The sequence below is a fragment of the Dyadobacter sp. NIV53 genome, assembly GCF_019711195.1.
Classification (GTDB): domain Bacteria; phylum Bacteroidota; class Bacteroidia; order Cytophagales; family Spirosomataceae; genus Dyadobacter.
Map to the genome: position 1 here is coordinate 121,457 of NZ_CP081299.1, position 25,053 is coordinate 146,509.

The window sequence follows — 25,053 nt, forward strand, 5'->3', positions numbered from 1 at the left end:
AAATTCGTTGCAGTAAGTTATATTTGACTATCTGGTCAGTATAAAGAATTAAGCATGGAATCAATTTTTTCATGGAGCTTGGCGGGTTGAAAAGGCTTTGAAAGTGTATCGTTCATGCCTGACTCATAAGCTTCTTCCACTTCTTCTGCCAGCACCGTAGCAGAGAGAGACAATATGGGAGTATCAATTTTTAAAGTTTTACGGATATATCTGGCCGACTCAAAACCGTTCATTACCGGCATTCGGGTATCCATGATAATCAAATCGAATTCATCATCCTCCAATACTTCTATTGCCTCCTGGCCATTTTCAACCATAATGGTTTCAATTAACCAGGTTGTTAAATACTTTTTAATCAATAGGGCGTTAATTCGGTTATCTTCCGCAACCAATATCCTGATCCCTGAAAAAGTCGGTAAAGCGGTATACGACACCAATGCAGTTTTTTCTGATACTTTTTCATTGGCAGCTGCCATATCCATAGTGAAATAAAATTCACTTCCAAAGTTTAATTCACTTTTGGCCTGGAGTTCACCTTTCATCAACTGAACCAGTTTTTTGGAAATTGTAAGCCCAAGTCCTGTTCCTCCATAATGATGCGAAGTATGTTCGGAAGCCTGTCCATATTCCGAAAATACATTCTGCATGTCTTCTTTGGAAATCCCTATTCCGGTATCAACCACAGAAAATCGGATCTGATGGAGTCCATCATTAAATCCCTGATATTCCATCTTAAGCTTTACCAGGCCAGAATCTGTAAATTTGAGTGCATTTCCAATCAGATTCAGCAATATTTGATTTAACCTCATTCCGTCAACCGAAACGAATTCAGGAATTCTTTCATCCACAAACAGGCTCAATTCGATATCTTTTTCGTCACTTTTAAATTTCATCAGGTCAATAATTCCTTTGCCCAGCAACCTTAAATCTGTTGTTTTTGGAACAATGGAAAATTTACCTTCCTCTATTTTTGAGATATCCAAAATGTCATTAAGTATATTCAAAAGCGATCCCGAGGAATGGGTAAGCATTTCCAATAGGTTTCGCTGAGACAAATCCAGTTCTGTTGCCTCCAGTAAATTGGCAATTCCAAGTATTCCGTTTAGAGGTGTCCGGATCTCGTGGCTCATATTCGCAAGAAAAGTTTCTTTCATCTTCCTCGCTTTTTCTGCAACGGACTGGGCTTCCAGCAGCTGTTTCTCATATGCTTTTCGTTTCTCGATATTATGTAAATTAATAAAGAGTAACCTGTTTTTATACATAATCCGAAGTTCCAGCCACAACGGTTGCCTCAAACGGCCATAAAACCTATCTTCAATTACAATAGTCTGACCTTCCATATATGAGCGGTCTATCAGTACTTCCTTAAGTTTGGAATTAGAAGAATCTACAAGTAAATCTAGCATGGATGTATCTTCCAAACTTTGCGGTGCAAGGCCTAGGATTGTTTCTACCGAAGGATTGATTGATAATATTCTGGCAGTCTCAGGCTCAACCATAACAATAATGTCAGGTGAATTTGTGACGATTGTAGCATAATTTTCAAGAAGCTTATTCTTTTCACGTATCTCTTTCTGACTTCGTGAGAGCCGGATCAGTGCATCGACTTTTGCATTGGTTATGTAGGGATCCAGTGGTTTGTATAGATAATCAATTGCACCGGATTTTAATCCCCTGACTGCATAAGTGGTTTCTTTGGAAATTGCGGTAACAAATACAATCAGGATTTCTTTGGTTTTGGGGTTTGAAGCCAGTGTTTCGGCAAATTCAAAGCCATCCATTCCTGGCATCTGTACATCAACAAGTGCGACTGCAATCTCATTTTCCCATACGATGCGCAGCGCTTCATTAGGGGAAGTTGTTTCGTATATATCAATGTCATCCCTGCTCAGTATCGCTTTTAGAGAAATTAGATTTTCTTCCCGGTCATCCAGCAGCAGAATTTTTGTTTTGTCCATTATTTGTTGAGTAGCAATCATAAAACTTTTTCTAAATCCGCCTTTCGCTATATAAACTGAAGGCGGTTTTATAATATCTTTTGGTAAATATTTAGTGGAATACTAATTATCCTGAATTTTTCCTCCAACCCTGAATAGCTTAAGGATTCTCTTTTACCAAGGCACAAATAACCATACATCGAGAGGCTTTCATACAGTAATTCAAGTACTTTTTTTCTTTGTTCCAGTGTAAAATAAATCATCACATTTCGGCAGCAAATCAGTTGGAATTCATTAAAAACCCCATCACCTACCAGGTCATGATGAGAGAAAATGATCTTTTTTCGTAATTCGTGATGCATAATTGCCTTTCCATATGAAACCTGATAGTAATCGGATAAGGAATAATTTCCACCTGCTTTTAAATAATTTTCGGAGAAATTACGTGCCCGGGCCAAAGAAAAAACACCTTCTCTAGCAGATGCAAGTATTTTCTTGTTAAGATCTGTGGCATAAATAATCGACTTATCTATCAGTCCTGACTCCCGCAATAAAATAGAGAGAGAAAATGCTTCTTCTCCGGATGCACATCCGGCCACCCAAATGCGAAATGTGGCGCAGGATTCAAAATAGCTCAGAACTTCTGATTTCAACAAAGCAAAAAAATCAGGGTCCCGGAACATTTCAGAATAATTGACTGTCAGATCCTGCACCAGATCATAAGCCGCAACTTCATTACGATGAATGTCAGTCATTAACTCTGACAGGCTAACCGCACGTTTAACCAGATGCAACCGGGCTCTTCTCATTAGCGAAGGGCGTGTATAACCCGAAAAATCAAATCCTGATGTTTCCCTCAGCCGGAAAATCAGTGACTCAAGTCCGCGATAATCAATAGTTTCCATGTTATTTAAGCTGAGTGTATCCAAACTTTGATGAGCGAAAGCAGTTTGTCAGTATCTACTGGTTTCGAGATATAATCGTTGGCACCGGCAGCCATACATTGTTCCCGGTCTCCCTGCATTGCCTTAGCCGTTACCGCTATGATCGGCAAATCCAACCATTTTTTATTCTCCCTTATTACCCGCGTTGCCTCAATTCCATCCATTTCAGGCATCATTACATCCATCAGGACAAGCTGAATATCGGGTATTTCTTCCAATTTCTGAATGGCTTCCTTACCATTCATGGCAATTACGATAGAAAAGCCTGCTCCTTCCAGTACAGCGCTTAATGCAAAAATATTACGCATATCATCATCGGCCAGCAATACTTTTTTTCCGACAAAACTTTTTTCAGTATAACCTTGTACATTGCCAGAATCCCGCTTTGCAATCGGAGTGAAAATAGGTTTTGGAAGAATTTTTGTAAGGAAAAGTTTTACTTCGTCCAGTAGCCTCTCATTAGATTTACGCGTTTTCATGACCACCGGATGAGCATATTTCATAACCCTGACAAGATCCGGATGAGAAAGATCTTCTGCTGTATTGATCACAACAGGCAAAGCGGAGTAAGATGGATTTTGCTTGATCTGGTCCAAAAAATCAAGGCCATTCATATCGGATAAGTGGATATCCAGAATAATACCATCGACAGAATCATTTGATAGAATTGCCATGGCTTCCCCTGCCGAATAGGCGTATAGAACAAAAATATTATTGTCAGTCAGGAAATCACCCAGATATTTACTTTGGAACGTATCATCTTCAACAAGCAGTATTCTTTGTTTAGATAGATTTTTTCCTTCAAATTTCAATAAGTCAAAAATTCCTTCTGCCGATTTTCTGTTAATCGGTTTTTGAATAAATCCGATTGCACCTTCCGAATTAAAGTCATCTTTATCACCGGCAGATACAGTATGCACGGGAATCAGTCGGGTTTTGTTATCTGATTTAAGTTCTTTCAGTAAAGCTTCGCCAGACATATCCGGCAAATGCATATCCAGTATAATCGCAGTTGGCCTGAAAGATCTTGCTAATTGCAGACCGAGCTGGCCAGTTTCAGCAGTTGCAACCTGAAACCCACTATTCCGGGCCTTGTTGGCCATATCAGCAGCGAAAAAAGGATCGTCCTCAATGAGCAGTAACCGGTTTTCCTGTTCTTTTTCGTTCACAGGCTTTTTAAATTCCTGAGATTTAATAACAGGTAATTCATCCTTTATGGGAAACACATCAGCTTGTTCGGTAAATACTGGAACTGGCAGTGTCAGCGTAAAAACTGACCCTTTTCCGGGTTCACTTTTTAAGGAGATCGTGCCCCCGAATAAATTTGTAAGCTCTTTTGTAATGGACAATCCCAACCCGGTACCGCCGTATTTTCTACTAGTAGAGCCATCAGCCTGCTGAAAAGCTTCAAAAATTGCCTGCTGCTTATCTTCCGGAATGCCAATACCGGTATCCGAAACTTCAAAAATCCAGCGATCATTTTTCAATGAAACTACCAACGAAACTTCACCGGGTGCTGATGTAAATTTTATGGCATTCGAAAGTAAATTTCTAAGGATTTGCAGGAGCCTTACGTGATCCAGGTACATTTTAGCAGGACAGGATTCATCCTTCGTAATGCTTAGTCCAAGCCCTTTATTTTCAGCAACTTTATAAAATGTGTTCCTGATTTCTATAAGCAAAAATTCTGTATCGATATTTTCATGATGCAGATCGATTTTCCCGGATTCAACCTTGGCAAGGTCTAGTATATCGTTAATCAGGGTAAGTAAATCGCTTCCCGAATTATGTATAACCGAAGCATAGCGCTGTTCATCTTCACTTAGTCGCTGCTCTTTATTTTCTTCGAGAATATGGGATAATATCAGTATACTGTTCAGTGGTGTTCGTAATTCGTGGCTCATATTGGCAAGAAATTCACTTTTAAACTTGCCACTTTTTTCGAGCTCATCCGCTTTTAGCTGTAACTGATCCCTGGCTTCTTCCAGCGTTCCCTTTTGCTCCTCAAGCATAAAGGCTTTTTCTTCCAGTTCTGTATTGATCTGCTTTAATTCTTCCTGTTGAATACGAAGTTCTTCTTCCGAAACCTGAAGCAGGGATGAGTTCAGGATCAACTCTTCATGTGTATTACTTAGCTGCTCCTGCTGGGCTTCCAGTTCTTCTGCCTGCCTTTGGCTTTTATCAAGTAATTGCTGCATAGCCAATCTTGCCCTTGCTGCCATCAAAGCAATTGCAACATTTTCGGAAATTGTTTCCAGCAAACGAACTGTTCCGGAATGCGGCTCATGTAGCAGGGCTATTTCAAGTAATGCAATTACAGTACCTTCAAAAATCAGAGATTTAACGAAAATAATTCCGGGCTTACTCCGTCCGGTTCCACTAACAACCTGAATGTAGTCCGGGGATACGTCTATTTTTTTAAAATCAAGTTTATCCTTAAATACTTGTCCAAGTATACCTTGTCCTGGTGCTATTATTTTTGGGACTAATTCATCATTAGCAACGCCATAAGAAACGGCATATTCAAGATAATTGCCCTCCTCGGATTTGAGATATATAATGGCAATTATTGCACCGGTAATTTCAGCTATTTTATGGATCAGGTTATAAGCCAGTTCATCTCTGGAAGGCTCACCTCTCACGGCAATACTAACTTCGGCAGCGGCACTCAGTATCCAGTTTTTTTCCTGATCGGCCAATACAATCTTTTCAAGTTGTGCATTTACCTTTTTTGTTTCCTTTTCAGAAGCAATTTGTGAATTGTAAGTCTGGCGGATAAAATAATAAAGCAGAAATATAACCAGCATAAAAATTCCGGTTCCAAAAACGATCACCATTTTAGCGTTAGAGGAGCTTTCTATAGCTTTTTGCTCACGTTCGGTCAGCAGGGCCTGTTCAGTATTTTCTATCCTGTTAAAATTGAAATCAATTTTTGAAGACAGATTTTTACCTTTTATAATAAGTAAACGAAGCGTATCCGAACTGTTACTATCAGACTGGAGCTGGTCCAATTGTATGCTCATTAATTCCAGCTTATTGCTCAACAGGCCTGTCAAGGTATCAAGTTTCGCACTTTGCACAGGATTATCCTGTGTTAACACTTTCAGGTTGTTAATTTCATCCCAGATATTTTCATTTGCATCATTGTATGAATTTTCGAACTTACTGTTTTTAGTAAGTGCAAATCCCCTGATATTCGATTCGGCTGTAAGCAATAAATTTTTTACTTTATTAGAAACTGCAATGACATCCTTGGTGTGATTGACCCACGAAGAATTCTCCTGCTGAATTACCAGGGCATTATAAGATGTTAAGCCAACCAATGTGACTAAAACAATAGAAAAAGCAATGCCTAAAAAGACTTGTTTCTGAAAAGTAAGACGCATAGAATAAAAATGCCGTTGAGCCTGGATACCAAATAATCCTAAAATTCCTCTAAGATCATAAAAATTGTGCAATTTCCGAATAAAAAATACTAAATAATACTACATATTTATATTACATAATTCTATAATAATTGATAATTATTTATGGTTAACTATTTTCATTGGAATAAGCACATGCCAGAACAAAAAATGACTGTTCCTGAATTAAAAGAAAATGATATTATTAATTTAAAAATTGTCATTTAAACGCAATTTGGGTTAGTTTTGAAGCTTTACCTTGTATATAAAACACTATTTATGATGTTATCGGCAAATGCTACTTTCTTCGTTACAGATGGTTATGAGGAGTTTTTTAGCAAGAACGAAAATGGAGAAAAACTGACAACCGGTAAGTTCACGATCGTTTATGAAGGTGAAATGAAAGGAGAAAGCATTTTGATGGAATTGAAAAATAATATGAGTAAAGCGAATACAACGGTATATGGATTAGAACGGTTTACCGGTGTTATTGCCGGGAGAACGGGAAGTGTTGTATTTGAACATAAGGGAAATTATGAAAACGGATTGGTCACAACTGTACGTAAAATTGTTCCTGGAAGCGGCACCAATGAACTGGTCGGTATTGTAGGAGAAATATTATTTACTTCGAAAAATGCAAAAGAATATCACCTCACTTTAAACTACAATTTCACTGAATAGTAAGTTATTTCATACCCATTCCACCATTTCGTTTTCAAGCGTTACCAAAACACCCTTTGCAGATTTTCCTGTATTTTGAAACACAGTTACCAGCTTCCGGAGATGGCGGCGATTTTCATCGTTTCCGTTTCCGCCAACAAATATCATAAACACATAATTTCCATCCGGCAACTGTACTATCCGGTCAATATGCAGTAGTTTTCCTCCCGGGATCAAAAGTTCTTTATTGGTTTGAATACTATTTTCATCATCGTATAAATCCTGCAAAGAAGTATTTCCAAGCAGATTTGTCATTTGCACACTAACTGATTCCGCCTCGGATCTTGTAAAAATACCCTCGGAAATTAATTTCTGAATGGCATTGGGCAAATCAGACAGGCTTTTTAGGCGAGTCAATAAATACCGTAGTTTCTGTAGACGGTCATATTTCAGTTCAAATGTCTCCACATCAAAAATCCGGTCGGCCATCCTGCGCAATCTCAATGAATTGGTACGATCATTACTCAATATACCTGTCATCACAAAAGGCTTTGCATCCGTCCTGACATGGGCATGCCTGCGATCGTCAGTTCCTTCTGCAATGATGTATAGCACCTGTTCGTCGCTCCATGCAGGTTCAAAATCCGGCTGACTAAGGAAATCGTGTAGCCAACCGCCAATGGTGGTTGAGTTCTGCCAGTTTTTTTCACTCTTGGCTAAAATATACAAACGTTGAATGGATCTTGTAAATGCAACATAAAGCAAGTTCAGTGTTTCCACCAGTTTCCGCGCACGTTCATCTGCATACTGATCTGCTAACAAGGTGTTTTCAAGATCTTTGACAACCGAAACCATCGAACTTTTGAGTTTTTTACCTTCTCCAGATCCTTCCGATTTTCCGGTTAATATCAATTCCTCGTAATCAATATCATCCAGATCAACCCAAATCCTATCCAGTGTAGGATTAGATGTGTATTTCCAATTGGCGTATGGAACAATCACTACCGGATATTCCAGTCCCTTTGACTTATGAATGGTCGTAATCCGCAATGCATCAGTGTCGGCTGGAATCGTGATGGAAAGCTTATTTTTGGCAGTTTCCCAATAATGCAGAAAATCGCCTAAATGGTTGGTACGCCTGGTTCCAAATTCCAGCACCACATCCAGAAAACGGAAAAGATATTCATTGTCAGAACCTCCGTCAAAAAGACCAAAGTTTTGCATAAGCTGCTCGCTCAGTTCAAAAACAGAAAGCTGCCTCATTCTGAATGCAGTCAGTACTATTCCCCATTTGGAAAAATAATCCAGAAAGGTGTCAAGCCCTGGTTCGGTACATACTTTTCTTATGGCTTCATATTCGGCGGCACCCGGATTTTCCTGCCTGATTACATGATGGAATAAATAAGCTGCTTCGTATCGTGCCAGTCGATGATCAGAAGTATGCAAAACCTTCATAAAGGAAATCACAAAGTGTACAGCCCGGGAATAGCCCAGCGACAAGGCATCATCAGAAATCAGCGGATATCCTTCATTTTTTAACGCATTGGCAATGGCAGTCGCTTCCTTTTTACGATGGCACAAAATTGCAATATCTCTCCATCGGTAACCATTACCTTTCAGTTCTTCAACGAGTTCAAGCGTTCGTTTTATGATCGGATCATTCGTGCTTTCCTCACTTGAAATTTCATCCAGGTCTTCATACATATTCAGAAATTCCATTTGTACGTGGCCGCCTTCTGAAACACCATCTGGAATTTCCTGCTGAAAATTTTCGTCATAAACATCTTTTACCAAAGGAAACTCACTTCCCAGAGAATCAGACACAAAAGAAAAAAACTGGTTATTGAAATTAGTGATTTCGCGGTAGCTTCGGCGATTGGTACGTAAGTGATCCACGGCCAGATAAGTATCCAGGCTCCATAAACGTTCCTGGTTGAAAGCATTATCTCCCAAAACAGAAGTTAGCTGCATCACCTGATTTTGTGCCAGATGTAACAACAAATCCATATCACCCCCGCGAAAACGATAAATAGATTGTTTGGCATCTCCAACAATCAGATTAAAATAACCATCTGCCAATGCGTTTTCAATCAATGGAAGCAAATTGGCAAATTGCAGTTTGGATGTGTCCTGAAACTCATCAACCAGAATATGGTTATATTTTTCTCCAAGCCTTTCAAAAATAAATGGAACGGGTTCCTGCGAAACAATTTCAAGAATTTTCTTATTAAAATCTGAGATGTGTACCTGGTTGTTTTGCCTCAATAGCGCGTCAAATTCTTTACGGATCTCACCTAATAGAGAAAGGTTGTAAATATGCCGGTCAAGAATATTATATAAAGCAATTTTCTCTGATTCTGATGTGCGAATGTTTTCAATCTGGTGAAAGAAATTTTCAAGTTCAGGCCTGATCTCTTCAATTTTATCCTTGATCATTACAGCCGTTTTGGCGCCATACCAGGTGCCTTCACCTATGGATTTATAAGCATAAGAATTAGGTTCAGCCCAAAGTTTTTTTCCATCACCTCTGTCTTTATAATAACCAAAAATGCCCCGTCCACCCTGATGAAAATCCTTATCCACCAAAAAACCTTCCTGTATTAATTCACATGCTTTTTTGGCAAGTGTTGTGATCCGGCTCTCCTTTTCACGAACAAATTTACGCATCTGGTTACGTATAGCAATCCAGTCTTCCATTTGCAGGTCAGCTATCCGCAGCATTTGTATGTAGCTTTGCTCACTCAGCAAGGTACCAGAGGTTTGACGGATCTGGGAAGGAAGACTTGACCAGCTTTTGCCTTCTTCTGCATTTTCACGGTAATATTTTTCTACGATATCTGTCAGGACTTCCTCTCCTTCCTGCCCTATTCTGGCTAATAAGCGGTCAACTGCTTCGTCCAGTAAATCGCCATCAAGCTGGGTTTCAAAAACAAAAGGAATTCCGAGCTCATCGGTAAAACTACTGATCAGCCGCTGAGTAAACTTATCAATCGTCATGACTGAAAAGTCGGAATAGCGGTGCAGTATCTGGCGAAATACCAGTTGGGCCCGCACAGAAATCAACTCACACGCACCTGTAAAAAGCTCTTCATCTGTTTCAGTGGCCGGATACATTTCAATTACAACATCCCTAAGCATAGTTGGCACAATTTCCGGCGAATTCTGGTAATCAGAAAATTGCCTTAGCATAAGCAAAATACGCTCCTTCATTTCATTTGCTGCGGCATTCGTAAATGTGACAGCCAGTATTTGCCTGAAATAAGTATCTGAGCTGGAGTGTAATGCCAGTTTAAGGTATTCTTTTGTCAGTGTATATGTTTTGCCTGAACCGGCAGAAGAACTGTAAACTTTAAACACGTAGCGTTGATTTGAAAATTAAGATTGGCCAAAAGTAATTACCAATTTACAAAAAAGAGCAGGCTAATGCCCGCTCTCTTCTAATATTATTCGCAAGTTAATTTTTAAAAGCCGGTTATTACAGGTTGAAACGAATTCCACCGGAAAGATTAGGGCTTAGATAAAAAGGCCTTGGAAGAAGTTCTACGTAAGCTCCTGCTTCCAGAAATACCGATATTTTATTATTTGGGATAAAATATTCAACACCACCTAATGCCGAACCGCCCAACGATATTTGTTTTTCACGGTCTCCTGGTGAAGGGATTGATTGCTTGTTATCAGGATAATAATTACGGCTATTTACCTGTCCTCCAAGTCCATAATAAACGTGTACAGCCTCAGAATTGAACAATGGAGTGTGCCATAAATAATGAGCCTGTACAGACAAACCTGCATTCTTGTACACCCCTCTTCTGTAATCACGTTTATTAGCAAGAATTCCTCCGTAAGTCCCTATTGTTACATCAATAGCGTGAACATTATTAAAATATTTTCGAATATTAACTCCGGTGGGTTCTCCCAGTTTAAATCCAACTGCCCAGTTATTTTCATATTGTGCATGGGCAAAACCAAAACATAGGGTGCAAAATACTGTTAGTGCTAATTTCTTCATAGATAGTATTGTTGTAGGGAAATGTTTAATTGGTTTTTTGTTAATTAAGTGCTTCAAACTGTTACGATCGTTTGCTGGTATTTTTTCAATGATTCTATTAAAGCTTCATTTTCTTCTTTTGTACCTACTGTTATCCGCAGGCAACCTTCGCATAAATGAACGCGGGAGCGGTCGCGGACAATGATAGTTTCCTTTAAAAGATAGTCCATAATTGCTTTGGCATCATCGAATTTAACAAGCAGGAAATTGGCATCTGACGGAAATACTTTATTCACCAACGATAAATTTTCCAGCATGGTACATAAAGAAGATCTTTCTTTAAGAATATCCTGCACCATTTCTGTCATTTTTGCTACTGAATCCAATCCTATTAATAAAGCCTGTTGTGCGGGCTGACTGATATTATAAGGAGCTTTGATCTTATTTAAAATGTAAACGAGTTCTTTTGATGTAAAACACATACCTGCGCGTAATCCTGCAAGCCCCCACGCTTTTGAGAAGGTTTGTAAAACTACCAGATTAGGATAACTGTCCAAACGGTGCAGCCATGACTCCGAATCTGTAAAATCCACATAAGCTTCATCCACTACTACAAGTCCGGAAAAGTTTTCCAGTATAGTTTCAATATCCTTTTCCTTCATGACATTCCCACTTGGATTATTGGGCGAGCATATCCATATAATTTTCGTTTCCGGAGTAATTGCACTTATAACTGCCTCAACATCTATCTGATAATCAGCGGTAAGCGAAACCTTATCTATTAACACATCGTGGATAGAAGCACTAACTTCATACATTCCGTAAGTTGGAGGCATGATCAAAACGCGGTCTTTACCAGGAGTACACGTAGCCCGAACCAGTAAATCGATAGGTTCATCGCTTCCATTTCCTAAAAATATACGTTCGATATTTATATTTTTTATTGGAGCCAGTTTTCTCTTGATATCATTCTGATGCGGATCAGGATAACGGTTATAATTTTCTTCCGTTACTGAGCCATACGGATTTTCATTGGCATCCAGAAAAATCCCGACATGGCCCGTGTATTCGTCTCTGGCAGAAGAATAAGGTGATAAATTTAAAATATGCGGACGAAGTACTTTATTCAGATCAAAGGATTGGTTCATTTCTGCACTTATTTATTCATTCAAAAATAGCTTTACGAATTACTTTTATCTTCTACTAAACAATCTGTTATCGAATTGAAAAGGTTCAATATTAATCACTTTTACCGATTCACCATCCGGATGATCAGAACTGACCAGATTACACCGTTGCATATTGTACAAAAGGTTACGTCAATTTTATGATTTCCACTAAACAATCAAACTTTGCAAACGTATCCTGACCGCTCTTTTGTGCGCATCTAAAGATTCCGCTGCAGCCATTGCTTCCACAGTCGGGCCAATATTTTGAATACCTTCCTTGGTAATATTCTGCACCGTAATTTTTTTCACAAAACTATCCACCGAAACACCGCTGTAAGCTTTTGCATGCCCGTTGGTAGGAAGTGTATGATTGGTACCCGAAGCATAATCACCACACGATTCAGGCGTATAATTCCCCAAAAATATAGAACCTGCATTAATGATTTTTTCAGAAACCAACTCTGCATTTTCAATACTCAGGATTAAATGTTCCGCTGCATATTCGTTCAAAAGATCAATGGCTTCTTCTTGTGTTTCCACCAGAATCGCCTTGCTGTTTTCTATGGATTGGGCTGCCAGATCTCTCCGAGGCAACTTATCCATTTGGGATGACAAGGTCAGATTAACAGATGACAGCAGTTTTTTACTTGTCGATACCAGCAATACCTGGCTATCTGCTCCGTGTTCTGCCTGTGACAACAAATCGGCTGCCACGAAGGAAGGAATAGCTGAATCATCTGCATAAATTGCTACTTCTGACGGACCGGCCGGCATATCAATAGCAATTCCTTCTTTACTTACAAGCATTTTAGCAGTTGTAACATATTGATTTCCAGGGCCGAATATTTTGTAAACTTTTGGCACACTTTCTGTTCCGTAGGCCATCGCCGCAATTGCCTGGGCACCGCCAATACGAAATGCTTTGGTAACACCCACGAGTTTTGCAGCATATAATATGGCAGGGTGATTAGAAGGTGTACAAAGCACAACTTCACGACAACCTGCCAATTGAGCAGGAATACCCAACATCAAAACTGTGCTGAATAAAGGCGCGGTGCCGCCAGGAATGTATATACCGACTTTTTCGATGCCAACGCTGCGACGCCAGCAAGTTACACCAGGCATTGTTTCAATTTTCTCCGCTGGCTGAAGCTGAGCTTTATGAAATTTGTAAATATTCTGATAAGCCTGGTGAATTGCTTTTTTCAAATCATCATCCAGCTGATGTTCAGCCGCGGATATTTCTTCTTCGGAAAAAGCAAGCTCGCCAAGATCAATGTTATCGAATTTTTTGGCTAGTACCCTTAAACCTTCATCTCCACCAATTTTCACCTGTTCCAGAATCGGAAGTACTTTTTTTCTATTTCCTGAGAATCCTGTACCGGCCGCGATAGTAAAGATGGCCATAGTGTTCTGTTTGGAAACGCAATAATATTCATATATTCAGCTAATTGTCAGCGGTGTATGTCAAACTAAATAAGCGGGTTAATTGAAAAAATAATTAAATGATCATTTTCTCAATTGGAATAACCAAAATTCCTTCTGCCCCAGCCTGCCTTATTTTTTCAATGTTTTCCCAGAAATCATTTTCATTGATAACAGAATGCAAAGAACACCATCCTTCTGTTGCCAATGGCAATATGGTTGGAGAGCGCATTCCGGGAAGGAATTTGATTATATTTTCAACAGCTGAAGTCGGGCAGTTTAATAAAATATATTTATTATTTTTTGCAACCTGAACCGATTTGATACGAAATAACAGCTGATCCAGAAGTTCCTGCTGCTGAACTGAAAGATGTTTACTTGCGATCATGACCGCTTCGGATTGGAAAATCGTTTCTACCTCTTTTAGTCCATTGCTCAGCAACGTACTTCCCGAACTTACTATATCACATATAGCATCGGCAAGACCAATACTTGGTGCAATTTCAACCGAGCCGCTAATTTCGTGTATCTGGGCTGAAACATTATTTTCCTGTAAATATTTGCCTAACAAACGAGGATACGTTGTGGCAATACTCTTTCCTTCCAGGTCATTCAGGCCATTGTAATCCTGTTCTCTCAAAACGCCGATTGATAAACGACATTTCGAAAATCCAAGCCTGTGAACCGTATTTACATCCCTTTCAGATTCAACTGATACATTTTCACCTACAATACCAAGATGTGCAACTCCGTCCTCTACATAGCCAGGAATATCATCATCGCGTAAAAAAAGGATTTCAGCTGGAAAATTGGTGGCAGAAGTTTTGAGTTTACCAGCTCCGTTGTCGAAACGAATTCCGCATTCTTTGATCAGTTTAAGAGAATCTTCACTTAATCTTCCGGATTTTTGAATTGCAATTCTTAATATATTATTATTCATGTTCGCATTAGCCTCCGGCAATTGACTTGATCAGTCTTGCATTCAGCTTGTTAGTCTATAATTTTATGTTAATCGATTTAATAATTTTGCAATCAGCTATTCAAAACTATGGAAATAATATCATCCACACTTACTTTTTGCTGTTCACCGGTCTTCATATTTTTTAAGGTCAGCAGGCCAGACTGTATTTCATCTGATCCTATCAGAACTACGAACGGGATATTTTTTCTGTCTGCGTAATCCAGTTGCTTTTTTAGTTTCACAGAATCCGGATACATTTCAGTATTAATACCCGCAAGCCTTAATTTTGGTAAAATGGATAAACCAAACTGAAATGCTTCCCTGTCAAAATTGGACAACATGATTTTCGTACTCGTTGTCTGGTTATCCGGAAAAAAATTTAACTCTTCCATGACATCGTAAATCCGGTCAACGCCCAATGAAATTCCCACGCCTGAAATTCCCGGAACACCAAATGTACCTGTCAGATTATCGTATCTGCCACCTCCGCAAATGCTTCCCATTTGTACATTGTTAGCCTTCACCTCGAATATAGCACCAGTATAATAGGACAAACCACGTGCAAGGGTAACATCAAACTGTATTTTTGCGTTTTCCAACCCCAATAGTTTAACCATATTCCAGACTTCTTCCAGTTCAGCAATTCCTTTCAATGCAATTTCAGAATTTTGAAGCCAGTTTCTTAGTTCGCTAAAAGGTTCATCGCCGTCAGATAATGAAAATATCGGATTAAGAAGCTCAATACTTGTGTCCGTAAAACCACGCTCAGACAATTCGTCAACAACTTTATCTTTTCCGATCTTATCCAGTTTATCAATGGCAACACAAAGCGGGCCTTCCATGCCCTCGGCTCCTATTATGTCGGCAATTCCGGTCAGGATTTTTCTGTTATTGATTTTAACCGTGAAATCGTCTATTCCCAACGCCGGAAGAATGTCATGCAACAGATTTACAATCTCCGCCTCACAAAGTAAAGAATCAGTTCCTACGACATCCGCATCACATTGATAAAATTCCCTGTAACGGCCTCTTTGTGGTCGATCAGCACGCCAGACGGGCTGAATCTGGTAACGCTTAAACGGCATTGCCAGCGTTCCGCGGTTCATCACTACATATCTTGCAAATGGAACGGTCAGATCATAGCGCAAACCTTTTTCAGAGATTTTAGATGTCAGCGGTTTATAACCATCCAATAAATCCTTCTCAACAAGTTTTCCGCTAAAGTCCCCTGAATTCAGGATTTTGAAAAGCAGCTGGTCACCTTCTTCGCCGTATTTACCCATCAATACAGATAGGTTTTCAAAAGCTGGTGTTTCCAAAGGGAGAAATCCATAACGCTGAAATGAACGACGGATGGTTTCAAAAATAAAATTACGCTTTGCCATTTGTTCCGGACCGAAATCGCGGGTGCCACGGGCAAGGGATGGTTTACTCATTATATCTGTATCAAATAATCATTTACCCCTGCGTTTCCTGATCAGCAAAACCAGACAGAATATCCGGATTGTTCAAAACAACTGCTCTAATCAATGGCAGGAAAAACGCAAAAGGACATTAAAACCGTAAAGTTAGGGCAGGTTACGCAATATTTATGACTATTAACTTCATTATTTACACATAAATCCTTAATTTTGCGGCTCTTTCACAAAACAATAATTTTACAATGGGAGTTACGGAATTAAAACGTAAAGGTCGCAGAAACAAAGCAGTAGCTAATAATCGCAAAGCGAAAATTAAAGACCTTTTACGCAAGCCAGAAGTACGGAACGTCGATGTTGAGGCAATAAAGGCTCAGTTTGCAGCTAATAAAGTTAATTAATAGCCTCTCCGATAACATGTTATCCAACAAGTCCCTGTCAATCTGTTTTGGTAGGGCTTTTTGTTTTCTTAACTGGTTTTAATTTACGGGTAGTCTTTGCATTAACCTTGCGAAGTAACTGGCGCATACTCCTACGCGTTTCACGGCGTACATCCAATAGTATCCGAAAGCGAAGTGCTTCTCCAAAGAAAATTAAACCGGCGTTGATCAGTACAAGGCTGTACAATCCCAAAAGAACCCAAACCTGCGTGGGTTCACCGGTACGGCGCTGATGCGCTGCCTCACTTAGGACAGTAAGGCCAAAGCTGAATAATATTAGTCCGAAAGGGGCAAGAATCATCCATTTCGTACGAGTTGACATACGTTTTATAAGTTTTTTACCTGGAGGTTTTGGGTCTATTGCTGGAATCATTAATTTTTTGTTTCCTTATTATGATCCTAAATTTATTAAATTTTTAATCAATTGATTGAATGAAAGCCATTATTAGTTTAGTGTTAAGATATATTCCCCGGCCTTATCTTCAATTAGTGGGACACTGGGCAGCACGTTTTTTAAGTATTTTCTATATTGGTAATAACGTAGAATGCCCTGTTTGCAATAGCCATTACAAGAAATTTTTACCATACGGAAGAAATAGTTCCAGTCGTGAAAATGCATTATGCCCAGGCTGCCTGTCTCTGGAACGGCATCGGTTAATGGGTTTGTACCTGAAACGTAAAACTAATTTTTTTACAGCCAATCTTAAAGTGTTGCATGTAGCACCTGAGTACTGCTTTATTGACAGATTTGAGAAGATGAAAAATCTGGATTATATCACCGGCGACATTGAATCACCACTCGCAAAAGTAAAAATGGATATTCATCAGATTCCATTCCCGGACAATACTTTCGATGTCGCTTTCTGCAATCACGTAATGGAGCATGTGGATGATTATATATTGGCTATGAGCGAATTGCACCGTGTGTTAAAACCGGGAGGATGGGCATTGATCCAGTCACCGCAGGATATGAAATATGAAGTTACTTATGAAGATGCGACTATAACTGATCCGAAAGAAAGGGAAAAATACTTTTTGCAAAATGACCACTTACGTTTATTTGGACAAAATTATGGCCAGGAATTGGAAAAAGGTGGTTTTACAGTCAAAGAAGACCGTTTTGTCATGGATGAATTGACCAAAGCGGAAGTAAAACGCTATGCCTTACCTTCAGAAGAAATCGTCTATTTTTGCCAAAAGAGCAATTAAAATTTCAGGTCTGCCCAATGCAATGAGAAAAGCAATGATTAATAGCTGAGTCTTACATATACCAAGGCTTTCAGATGATTTCAAAAAAAGTGCCAGTAAGATTCTTCACAGACGCTTATTGACACTTTTTTTAATAGTTTATTTCTCTTTATTTCCTTGTTTTAGTCGGATTGCTGACCCTGATCATTAAAAATCAGCCTTCCTTTTCAGTATTTTTGATTTTCATGAGCAAGGCATATGCATTTTTTACAACAAGCCGTGTTTGATTGTCTACTCCAGATGCTTCAATTTGCTGCTTACCGTGGCTAATTACACCAGGTTTAACGTTAATCATTTTAAATTTCCCCCTTGCATTTTCTGTAAATACATAAAATTTATTTTCCCAACGTACCAGAGCATCTTCCGGGACAGTTAACGATTTATTACTTTGAACAGAAACTTCACCATTCATAAACATTCCTGGTGCAAGAGAGGGATTATATTTTTCAAAATGACAATGCACCTCGGCCATCCGGTCCTGATTTAGACTTTTGGTGATCAGTATCACTTCTGCCAGAAACTTTTTGCCCGGATCACTGTTCGTGTAAGCCGTAACATGCTGTCCAACTGAAAGGGAATTCAAATCTTTCTCAAAAACATTAAGTACCAGATGCACATCACTCGGATCAACCAATTCAAATAACATGTCAGTAGGAGAAGTATACTTTCCAACATTAACGTTCACTTTGGACACAAAGCCATTGATTGGTGAGATTATTGAAACACTTTTTGATATCTTATTGGCTTTTAACTTGGCAGGATCAATGCCAATTACTTCCAGTTTCTGACTCAGTGCACTTGTCAGTATCCGCTGCGTCTCCATTTCAGCCCTAGCCTGCTGGTACACTTTATCGCTGCTGGCTTTGCTGACATTCAATTCACGCTGACGGTTAAACTCGGATTCGGACAAGAGCAATCTTTCTTTGGCCGTGAGGTAATCCTGCTGTAGCTGGATGAACTGCATATCTTCAAGCTCTGCCAATACCTGGCCTTTTCTTACATGCATACCGGGGAGCATCTTAGTTGATTTTAAATATCCTCCTAATGGGAAGCTCAGACTTACCATACTCTGGGGCGGAACATCGATAGTCCCCTGTAGCGAAATTATTCCGCTTATATTTTCAAGCTGTGGTGTCCCGACTTCAATACCGGCGCTGCTTAACTGCTCCTGATTCATAGAAACAACCTGTTCAATTTTGGTAGCATCCGATACTTTATTTTCGGTTTCTGCATTGTTTGTTTCCGGTTTCGAGCTGCACGAGCATGCGATGAAAACCAGAGTAATCATGATGAATTTTTTCATATTATGGTCTATAAATTATTTAGCTTCAACAATTGAATTACCGCCATGTTATAGCTATTTAATGCGTTGATATATTCGTTTTTAATATTAACTGCCTGGTCGATTACTATAACCCATTGTAAAAAATCAATGTCTCCACCCTGAAACTGTTCATCGGATACGGATACAATGAAGTCAGCATTTTTTAGTCCCTGCCCCTCATAATACTGCAGGCTTTGCTGATATTTTCGTACCTGGCTAACGGCATTGGCGAGTTCAGTTTTGAGCTGTAATTCAATTAAATCGGTCTGTTTCCTGTTCCTTTCCCAATCTATTTTGGCAGCTGAGATACGGGCAGATTGTGCTTTAAAAAACAATGGTATCCCAATACCCGCACTGACATAATTAAATCGCTTATTCCCGTTGAAATATAAATCCTGGTTCCCAACCTGTTGTGATCCGATCAAACTTTGGTTACTATATCCAAGGGTAAAATCCGGTAACATTCGTGATTTTTCAGTTTGCCATCTGAATTGTGCAGCATCTTTCTGATGTTTTGCAAATTCAATTTGTGGAAGCTGATCTGTTGCAAATGTGGAATCCAGTTTAACAAACTGGTTTTCTAATTTTGGATTTGAGATAATTGGAACATACTCTTTTATATCCTGGATGTAGAAATTAAATTGTCGGACAGCGATTATCAGATCACTATTGACCAAATTTAACTGGTTGGTGATCTGTTGCCTTCTGGATTCTGCTGCAGTTTTTTCCAAAATATTTGCAGAGCCTTTTTCAAAGCGCAAATTCGATTTTGATTCAAATAACCTATAAATACTGTCAGCATACATGAGCAGTTCCCTGCGTTTAGCCAAATTGACATATTCGAAATAGGCCTGCCGTACTCCTGCTCTAATGTCCTGTTCTGTAAGCTTAGTATGCGCTTTTGACACCATGAAATTTGCTTCCAGAACTTTACGCTGATTGGAATAAACGCTTGGAAAATTTATTGTCTGGCTAATACCAATCCTTGTATCGTTGTTGATGCTGTTTACTTTTCCGTAATCTGCACTGATTGTAGTTTTGCCAATATCCAACGCACTGTATTGCAGTCTTTGCGCGACCTGTTCGTTTAAACGGAAACTCTGAACCTGCAAATTCTTTTCAACTGCAATTTTTACAGCACTTTCCACATCGATCGGCGTAGGTCCGGACTGTGAAAAAACCTGGCTGCCAGTGAATATCAGAAATAGTGCTAATACTGGCCTGGCTACTTTTACTTTCGCGTTATTATCAAACAATAAATAAAGTGCCGGCAAAACAAAAAGTGTGAGCAAAGTTGCTGTTATAAGGCCACCTATAACTACTGTTGCCAAAGGCCTCTGGACTTCGGCACCCGCTCCGTTACTCAGAGCCATCGGCAAAAACCCAAGTGAAGCTACTGCTGCGGTCATCAAAACCGGACGTAGCCGGTTACGCGTACCAGTCATGATAAGCTCCAATGCATCAGTAATAATTCCCTCTTTTTTTATCCGGTTAAATTCAGAAAGCAACACGATACCATTTAAAACAGCCACACCGAAAAGTGCGATGAAACCTACACCGGCAGATATACTGAACGGCATTCCACGGATAACTAATCCAAAAACCCCTCCTATTGCAGACAATGGAATGGCAGTATAGATAAGTGCACCATCCTTTACAGAAGAAAAAGCAAAGTACAACATTATGAAAATCAGCAATAATGCAACTGGTACCGCAATGATTAACCTTGCTTTGGCCTGCTGTAAATTTTCAAATGCACCACCATAAGTGATCGTATAACCAGCTTCAAATTTAAGCTGCACATCCACTTTTTTTGTAGCTCTTCTACAATGGACTGTACATCTCTTCCGCGCACATTAAATCCGACAATGATCCTTCTGCGAGTATTTTCCCGTTGAATTTGATTGGGACCTTCAATTTCCTGTATACTGGCTACCTGATAGAGTGGTATCTGAATGCCCGATGGAGTCGAGATTAACAAATTCTGAACGTCGTTAATGTTGCGCCGTCCCTCATTACCAACACGTACTACAAGGTCGAATTTCTTCTCTCCCTCATAGATTTGTCCCGCCGCTGCACCGGCAAAAGCTGCATTAATTGTCCGGTTAATATCATCGATATTCATTCCGTATTTCGCAATTTCGTCCCGGTTAAATTCAATTACAACTTGCGGCATTCCGGTTACTTTCTCTATATACCAGTCAGCTGTGCCCTTTACCGATTTGGATATATCGCCTAGTTGTTCCGCATAAGCTGCCAGTTTATCAAGATCTTCTCCGAATATTTTACAAACTACATCCTGCTTTGCCCCTGTCATTAACTCATTGAAACGCATTTGTACCGGATACTGAAAACCAGTTGTTACACCGGGTATAACCTGCTGGGCGGATTCTGCCATTTTGCTGGCTAACTCAGGGAAAGTCTTAGCGCTGCTCCATTCTGATTTGTCCTTCAACACGATAATCATATCACCTCCTTCGATCGGCATAGGATCCGTGGGAATCTCGGCACTACCGATTCTCGAGACAATGTTCAACACTTCGGGATATTCAGATTTTAACCTTTCCGAAATCCGGTTAAAAGCATCGATAGTCGTACTTAAATTAGTGCCAACCAAAAGCCTGGTTTCTGTGGCAAAATCACCTTCTTCAAGCTGTGGGATAAATTCGCCGCCCATTTGCATAAACAGGAAAACTGCAACACCAAATAGTGTGAATGCCGACAATACCATAATCTTTTTGACACGCAATGCCCCGGCTAACATTCTTGCATAACCGTTTTCCAGACGATTCATAATTTGGTCCGAAAGATTGGGTTTATGGGAAATATTTTTACTGATGAACATGGAACTGATCATCGGAATGTAGGTTAGTGACAAAATGAATGCACCAGTTACTGCAGAAGGCAACTGTCTGAGCCATGGGTTTAAACATTTTCCCCTCAATCCCTGAAAGCGACAGTATGGGTAAATAGACGATCAGAATAATGATCTGTCCAAATACAGCCGCATTCATCATTCGTGAAGCAGATCCGGATACTTCTGCATCCATTTCCTGCTGAGAAACCCTGTCTATTAAGGCATACTTTTTTGAAAAATGCATGTGATGCAAAATGGCTTCCACGATAATAACCGCCCCATCTACGATCAGACCAAAATCCAATGCTCCCAGGCTCATCAAATTACCACTTACACCAAATAAATTCATCATGGCAATGGCAAAAAGCATTGATAATGGAATAACAGATGCTACGATTAGTCCTGCTCTGAGATTTCCTAAAAAAATCACCAGAATTAAAACTACAATTAATGCACCTTCGATCAGGTTATGTTCAACTGTTCCGATTGCATTATTTACCATTTTGGTACGATCCAGAAATGGTTCTATTTCAAGTCCTTCCGGAAGTGTTTTCTGGATCTCAGCCACACGAGCCTTTACATTTTTAATGACCTCTGACGAATTACCTCCCGTAAGCATCATTACAATACCACCCGCAAGTTCACCTTTTCCAGCCATTGTCAGTGCTCCATAGCGAATTGCAGATCCCAAACGGACTTCTGCAACATGACTGATCAGAACCGGTGTACCATTGCTATTATTTTTGACGACAATTTTCCCGATATCACTCATGGACCCGGCAAGGCCTACACTTCGGATATACAAAACAGATGGTCCCTTTTCTATATACGCACCGCCGGTATTTTGGTTGTTGCGGCTTAAAGCAGTAAAAACATCGCTGATCGTTAAATTCATCGCTTTAAGATTAGCAGGAATTACAGCCACTTCATACTGCTTAAGCTCACCGCCGAAAGTAGACACGTCAGCTACACCCGGAGTACCTAAGAGCTGCCTTCTTACAATCCAGTCCTGGGTTGTACGCAAGTCGGCAAGAGAATATTTTTTTTCGTAACCATCTTTTGGCTTAACCACATATTGATAAATCTCACCAAGTCCTGTTGTTGCGGGTGCAAGCTGGGGTTTGTTGGCATTCTGATCAATTTCAACCTGAGTCAGGCACTCGGTTACTTGCTGGCGAGCCCAGTATACATCGGATCCGTCATCGAAAACTATTGTAACTAGGGATAGTCCAAACCGTGACATACTCCGGCTTTCCTTCAATCCGGGAATATTACTTATGGCCTGTTCTATAGGAAAGGTAATCAGGCGTTCTACATCTTCTGCTCCAAGAGAAGGAGCAGTTGTAATGACCTGAACCTGGTTATTGGTAATGTCGGGTACAGCATCTACTGGTAACTGGGTAAGTTCATATGTGCCATATACAATCCACAGCAGCATGAATATTCCAATTACCAGTTTGTTCTCCACAGAGAACCGGATAATTTTATTCAGCATAATTTATTATAATAAATACAAAACAAATTGAACCGGAAGCGCATCATTTAAATGCACAACCAGATAATGGGATCAAATCCCTTTCAATAAGAATATATTTATACTCGCGGCGGGCGGAACAAGGATCCTAATGTTGTGCAGTAATCCAACTGAGGCTTATCCGGCCCATATTTTGACCGGATCACTACCGGAGTATCCCGAACAAATGAGAAAGCTTCTGTCCGGGAAACGAAAAGGAAATTTGCGTGGGTATTTTCAACTTTTTTAAAAGGCAGTTGCATGTCCTTTTCATCATCATTATCGTCAATATCCTTGCCACCGTAGTGCATGGCCATAAAATCAACAAAGTCGATTTTATTATTTAAAGACTTATGTTCAATGAAATGCCTGATCAAAGAAGGTACCTTCATAATCTGGTACAACGATGTTGTATCAAGTATGACAATAGCCAGTATAATATTTCTTATCAGTTTTTTCACGCCTTAAATTTAGGCCTCACCACCGGGATTAACAAGGAAAAATACAATTCTAAGATTTTAATTGCCAGAAGACTTGATTATTGTTATTTAATCTTGGCATAATTTAGTTTCTATTCCAACTATAGTAAGTCCAGAATGAATTTTTGGATTCGAAATGGTTATCTATTGTTTAATCAATTTGTACTGTTAGGAAGGCCTGAAACCAAGTTAATAATTCAAAATGAAATGAATTTGTCAATCCATTTTCAGTGAGAAATAATACTCAATTCTTAAATTCTATTTCTCAATTTCCATTACGAAGGATATTCAATAGCCGCCCCGGTTTCTCTGTGCGATTTATTTTCCCAGATCCTGGTCCAGCCTTCCTGTAAAAAACCAATGCCATAGCCGAACAATTGTACAAATGCTGCTGCAATTCCCAGAAAGGCCACCTCTGCACTTTTAGTTATTCTTAATGCATCTATAAACAGCAGAATGATGTATGTTGCAAGTCCGGCTAATCCCAGGTAAAAAAATGGCTTAAAAATCAGGAGCCAGAATGGAATGCTACAAACGCCGATGGTAAATAAAAGTGGAAATGTATGTACCAGTTTTAATTCGTCCGGATAGAACCTGGCAATATTAATACGGGCTCTGCCAAAGAATTTTAGTTGTTTAAAAAACTGTGCAAATTTCGTCCTGCGCTTATGGTATATAAAGGCTTCGGGTATGAGTGCCGAACGAAATCCCAGGCGGATAGCTCCAATACTAAACAGGATATCCTCTCCCATCCGGCTGGTTTGAAAACCTCTGGTTACTTCCCAAACTTTTCGGGAAAGCCCCATATTGAAACTTCTGGGATGAAAAGTACCGCCCATATTATTTTTCTTTCCCCTGATTCCGCCGGTCGTAAATACCGAAGTCATAGAATAACTGATGGCCTTTTGTATAGGAGAAAAGGAAGGGTGATCTGTATCCGGCCCACCGTATAAATCTATATAATCTGAATCTAGTTTTTCGTTTACGATGGCAAGATATTCCGGTTCGACCAAGGCATCGGAATCCAACAAAATAAAATAATCACCGGAGGATTTTTCAAAACCAGTATTTCTTGCAAAACCCTGACCGCCGTTAATTTTAAAAAAATATTGAATATCGATCTTTTCCTGAAACGATTGAACCACATCTTCAGACTTTACTACTGAACCGTCTTCTATGATAATTACTTCAAAGTTTTTGAAAGTCTGCTGTTCCAGGCAATCCAATAATTCCTTCAATTCGTCGGGACGGTTATAGACGGGAATGATGATGGAATATTTGCGCAT

General features: G+C 39.6%; 17 protein-coding genes and 2 pseudogenes. 3 read left to right on the top strand and 16 right to left on the bottom strand.

Features of this window, described 5'->3' with window-relative positions; all coding sequences use genetic code 11:
- Nucleotides 1-35: 35 nt before the first annotated feature.
- The 3 genes from KZC02_RS00595 to KZC02_RS00605 all read right to left on the bottom strand — a co-directional run bounded on the left by KZC02_RS00595 (nucleotide 36) and on the right by KZC02_RS00605 (nucleotide 6,267).
- Nucleotides 36-1,958, bottom strand: a complete 1,923-nt coding sequence (locus KZC02_RS00595) for a response regulator (protein WP_221392320.1) — start codon at nucleotides 1,956-1,958, stop codon at nucleotides 36-38.
- Between the two features lie 68 nt (nucleotides 1,959-2,026).
- A complete protein-coding gene (locus KZC02_RS00600; RefSeq protein WP_221392321.1) occupies nucleotides 2,027-2,842 on the bottom strand; it encodes a protein-glutamate O-methyltransferase CheR in 816 nt (271 codons plus the stop codon).
- A gap of 5 nt (nucleotides 2,843-2,847) precedes the next feature.
- Nucleotides 2,848-6,267, bottom strand: a complete 3,420-nt coding sequence (locus KZC02_RS00605) for a response regulator (RefSeq protein WP_221392322.1) — start codon at nucleotides 6,265-6,267, stop codon at nucleotides 2,848-2,850.
- Nucleotides 6,268-6,564: 297 nt separating this feature from the next.
- On the opposite strand from KZC02_RS00605, the gene KZC02_RS00610 reads away from it, so the two are divergent.
- Nucleotides 6,565-6,966 carry a DUF3224 domain-containing protein gene (locus tag KZC02_RS00610; protein ID WP_221392323.1) on the top strand — a complete coding sequence of 134 codons (402 nt, stop codon included), beginning with the start codon at nucleotides 6,565-6,567 and terminating at the stop codon, nucleotides 6,964-6,966.
- Nucleotides 6,967-6,975: 9 nt separating this feature from the next.
- Here the strand turns inward: KZC02_RS00610 and KZC02_RS00615 are convergent, their stop codons facing one another.
- The 6 genes and pseudogenes from KZC02_RS00615 to hisS form a co-directional block, all read right to left on the bottom strand.
- Nucleotides 6,976-10,302, bottom strand: coding sequence for an exodeoxyribonuclease V subunit beta (locus KZC02_RS00615; protein ID WP_221392324.1), 3,327 nt, complete (start codon nucleotides 10,300-10,302; stop codon nucleotides 6,976-6,978).
- Between the two features lie 118 nt (nucleotides 10,303-10,420).
- Nucleotides 10,421-10,954, bottom strand: coding sequence for a hypothetical protein (locus tag KZC02_RS00620; RefSeq protein ID WP_221392325.1), 534 nt, complete (start codon nucleotides 10,952-10,954; stop codon nucleotides 10,421-10,423).
- Nucleotides 10,955-11,007: 53 nt separating this feature from the next.
- Entirely contained in the window at nucleotides 11,008-12,081 is a 1,074-nt protein-coding gene (gene hisC / locus KZC02_RS00625) for a histidinol-phosphate transaminase (RefSeq protein ID WP_221392326.1), read from the bottom strand.
- A gap of 189 nt (nucleotides 12,082-12,270) precedes the next feature.
- Nucleotides 12,271-13,541 (bottom strand): annotated as a pseudogene (gene hisD, locus KZC02_RS00630) (histidinol dehydrogenase).
- 62 nt (nucleotides 13,542-13,603) lie between these two features.
- Nucleotides 13,604-14,467 (bottom strand): ATP phosphoribosyltransferase, encoded by an 864-nt coding sequence (hisG, locus tag KZC02_RS00635; protein WP_221392327.1) that lies wholly within the window; start codon nucleotides 14,465-14,467, stop codon nucleotides 13,604-13,606.
- A gap of 92 nt (nucleotides 14,468-14,559) precedes the next feature.
- On the bottom strand, nucleotides 14,560-15,924 hold the full coding sequence (gene hisS, locus KZC02_RS00640; RefSeq protein ID WP_221392328.1) for a histidine--tRNA ligase: 1,365 nt from the start codon (nucleotides 15,922-15,924) through the stop codon (nucleotides 14,560-14,562).
- A 227-nt stretch (nucleotides 15,925-16,151) separates the two neighbouring features.
- Between hisS and KZC02_RS00645 the strand changes: the two genes are divergently transcribed.
- Entirely contained in the window at nucleotides 16,152-16,307 is a 156-nt protein-coding gene (locus KZC02_RS00645) for a hypothetical protein (protein WP_221392329.1), read from the top strand.
- A gap of 37 nt (nucleotides 16,308-16,344) precedes the next feature.
- Here KZC02_RS00645 and KZC02_RS00650 read toward each other — a convergent pair whose 3' ends face one another.
- Complete coding sequence (locus KZC02_RS00650) at nucleotides 16,345-16,668, bottom strand: hypothetical protein (protein ID WP_229253924.1); 324 nt, start codon at nucleotides 16,666-16,668, stop codon at nucleotides 16,345-16,347.
- Between the two features lie 110 nt (nucleotides 16,669-16,778).
- Between KZC02_RS00650 and KZC02_RS00655 the strand changes: the two genes are divergently transcribed.
- Nucleotides 16,779-17,555, top strand: a complete 777-nt coding sequence (locus KZC02_RS00655; protein WP_221392331.1) for a class I SAM-dependent methyltransferase — start codon at nucleotides 16,779-16,781, stop codon at nucleotides 17,553-17,555.
- 193 nt (nucleotides 17,556-17,748) lie between these two features.
- Here KZC02_RS00655 and KZC02_RS00660 read toward each other — a convergent pair whose 3' ends face one another.
- The 6 genes and pseudogenes from KZC02_RS00660 to KZC02_RS00675 all read right to left on the bottom strand — a co-directional run bounded on the left by KZC02_RS00660 (nucleotide 17,749) and on the right by KZC02_RS00675 (nucleotide 25,053).
- Nucleotides 17,749-18,897 (bottom strand): efflux RND transporter periplasmic adaptor subunit, encoded by a 1,149-nt coding sequence (locus KZC02_RS00660; RefSeq protein WP_229253925.1) that lies wholly within the window; start codon nucleotides 18,895-18,897, stop codon nucleotides 17,749-17,751.
- An 8-nt stretch (nucleotides 18,898-18,905) separates the two neighbouring features.
- Nucleotides 18,906-20,066, bottom strand: a complete 1,161-nt coding sequence (locus tag KZC02_RS33210) for a TolC family protein (RefSeq protein ID WP_409014278.1) — start codon at nucleotides 20,064-20,066, stop codon at nucleotides 18,906-18,908.
- Nucleotides 20,067-20,225: 159 nt separating this feature from the next.
- Nucleotides 20,226-21,775, bottom strand: a pseudogene (locus KZC02_RS31280) (efflux RND transporter permease subunit); the annotation flags it as partial.
- Nucleotides 21,750-23,270 (bottom strand): efflux RND transporter permease subunit, encoded by a 1,521-nt coding sequence (locus KZC02_RS31285; protein WP_229253928.1) that lies wholly within the window; start codon nucleotides 23,268-23,270, stop codon nucleotides 21,750-21,752. The gene KZC02_RS31285 and the pseudogene KZC02_RS31280, both read right to left, overlap by 26 nt.
- A gap of 98 nt (nucleotides 23,271-23,368) precedes the next feature.
- Entirely contained in the window at nucleotides 23,369-23,749 is a 381-nt protein-coding gene (locus tag KZC02_RS00670) for a hypothetical protein (RefSeq protein ID WP_229253929.1), read from the bottom strand.
- Between the two features lie 293 nt (nucleotides 23,750-24,042).
- Nucleotides 24,043-25,053 (bottom strand): glycosyltransferase family 2 protein, encoded by a 1,011-nt coding sequence (locus tag KZC02_RS00675; protein ID WP_221392332.1) that lies wholly within the window; start codon nucleotides 25,051-25,053, stop codon nucleotides 24,043-24,045.

Bases quoted from the DNA above. Each gene is read 5' to 3' on its own strand.
- KZC02_RS31285 (WP_229253928.1), bottom strand. From the start codon at position 23,270: ATGCTGAATAAAATTATCCGGTTCTCTGTGGAGAACAAACTGGTAATT.
- KZC02_RS00675 (WP_221392332.1), bottom strand. From the start codon at position 25,053: ATGCGCAAATATTCCATCATCATTCCCGTCTATAACCGTCCCGACGAA.
- KZC02_RS00660 (WP_229253925.1), bottom strand. From the start codon at position 18,897: ATGAAAAAATTCATCATGATTACTCTGGTTTTCATCGCATGCTCGTGC.
- KZC02_RS00655 (WP_221392331.1), top strand. From the start codon at position 16,779: ATGAAAGCCATTATTAGTTTAGTGTTAAGATATATTCCCCGGCCTTAT.
- hisS (WP_221392328.1), bottom strand. From the start codon at position 15,924: ATGAGTAAACCATCCCTTGCCCGTGGCACCCGCGATTTCGGTCCGGAA.
- KZC02_RS00605 (WP_221392322.1), bottom strand. From the start codon at position 6,267: ATGCGTCTTACTTTTCAGAAACAAGTCTTTTTAGGCATTGCTTTTTCT.
- KZC02_RS00620 (WP_221392325.1), bottom strand. From the start codon at position 10,954: ATGAAGAAATTAGCACTAACAGTATTTTGCACCCTATGTTTTGGTTTT.
- KZC02_RS00650 (WP_229253924.1), bottom strand. From the start codon at position 16,668: ATGTCAACTCGTACGAAATGGATGATTCTTGCCCCTTTCGGACTAATA.
- KZC02_RS00600 (WP_221392321.1), bottom strand. From the start codon at position 2,842: ATGGAAACTATTGATTATCGCGGACTTGAGTCACTGATTTTCCGGCTG.
- KZC02_RS00595 (WP_221392320.1), bottom strand. From the start codon at position 1,958: ATGGACAAAACAAAAATTCTGCTGCTGGATGACCGGGAAGAAAATCTA.
- KZC02_RS00610 (WP_221392323.1), top strand. From the start codon at position 6,565: ATGATGTTATCGGCAAATGCTACTTTCTTCGTTACAGATGGTTATGAG.
- KZC02_RS00645 (WP_221392329.1), top strand. From the start codon at position 16,152: ATGGGAGTTACGGAATTAAAACGTAAAGGTCGCAGAAACAAAGCAGTA.
- hisC (WP_221392326.1), bottom strand. From the start codon at position 12,081: ATGAACCAATCCTTTGATCTGAATAAAGTACTTCGTCCGCATATTTTA.
- hisG (WP_221392327.1), bottom strand. From the start codon at position 14,467: ATGAATAATAATATATTAAGAATTGCAATTCAAAAATCCGGAAGATTA.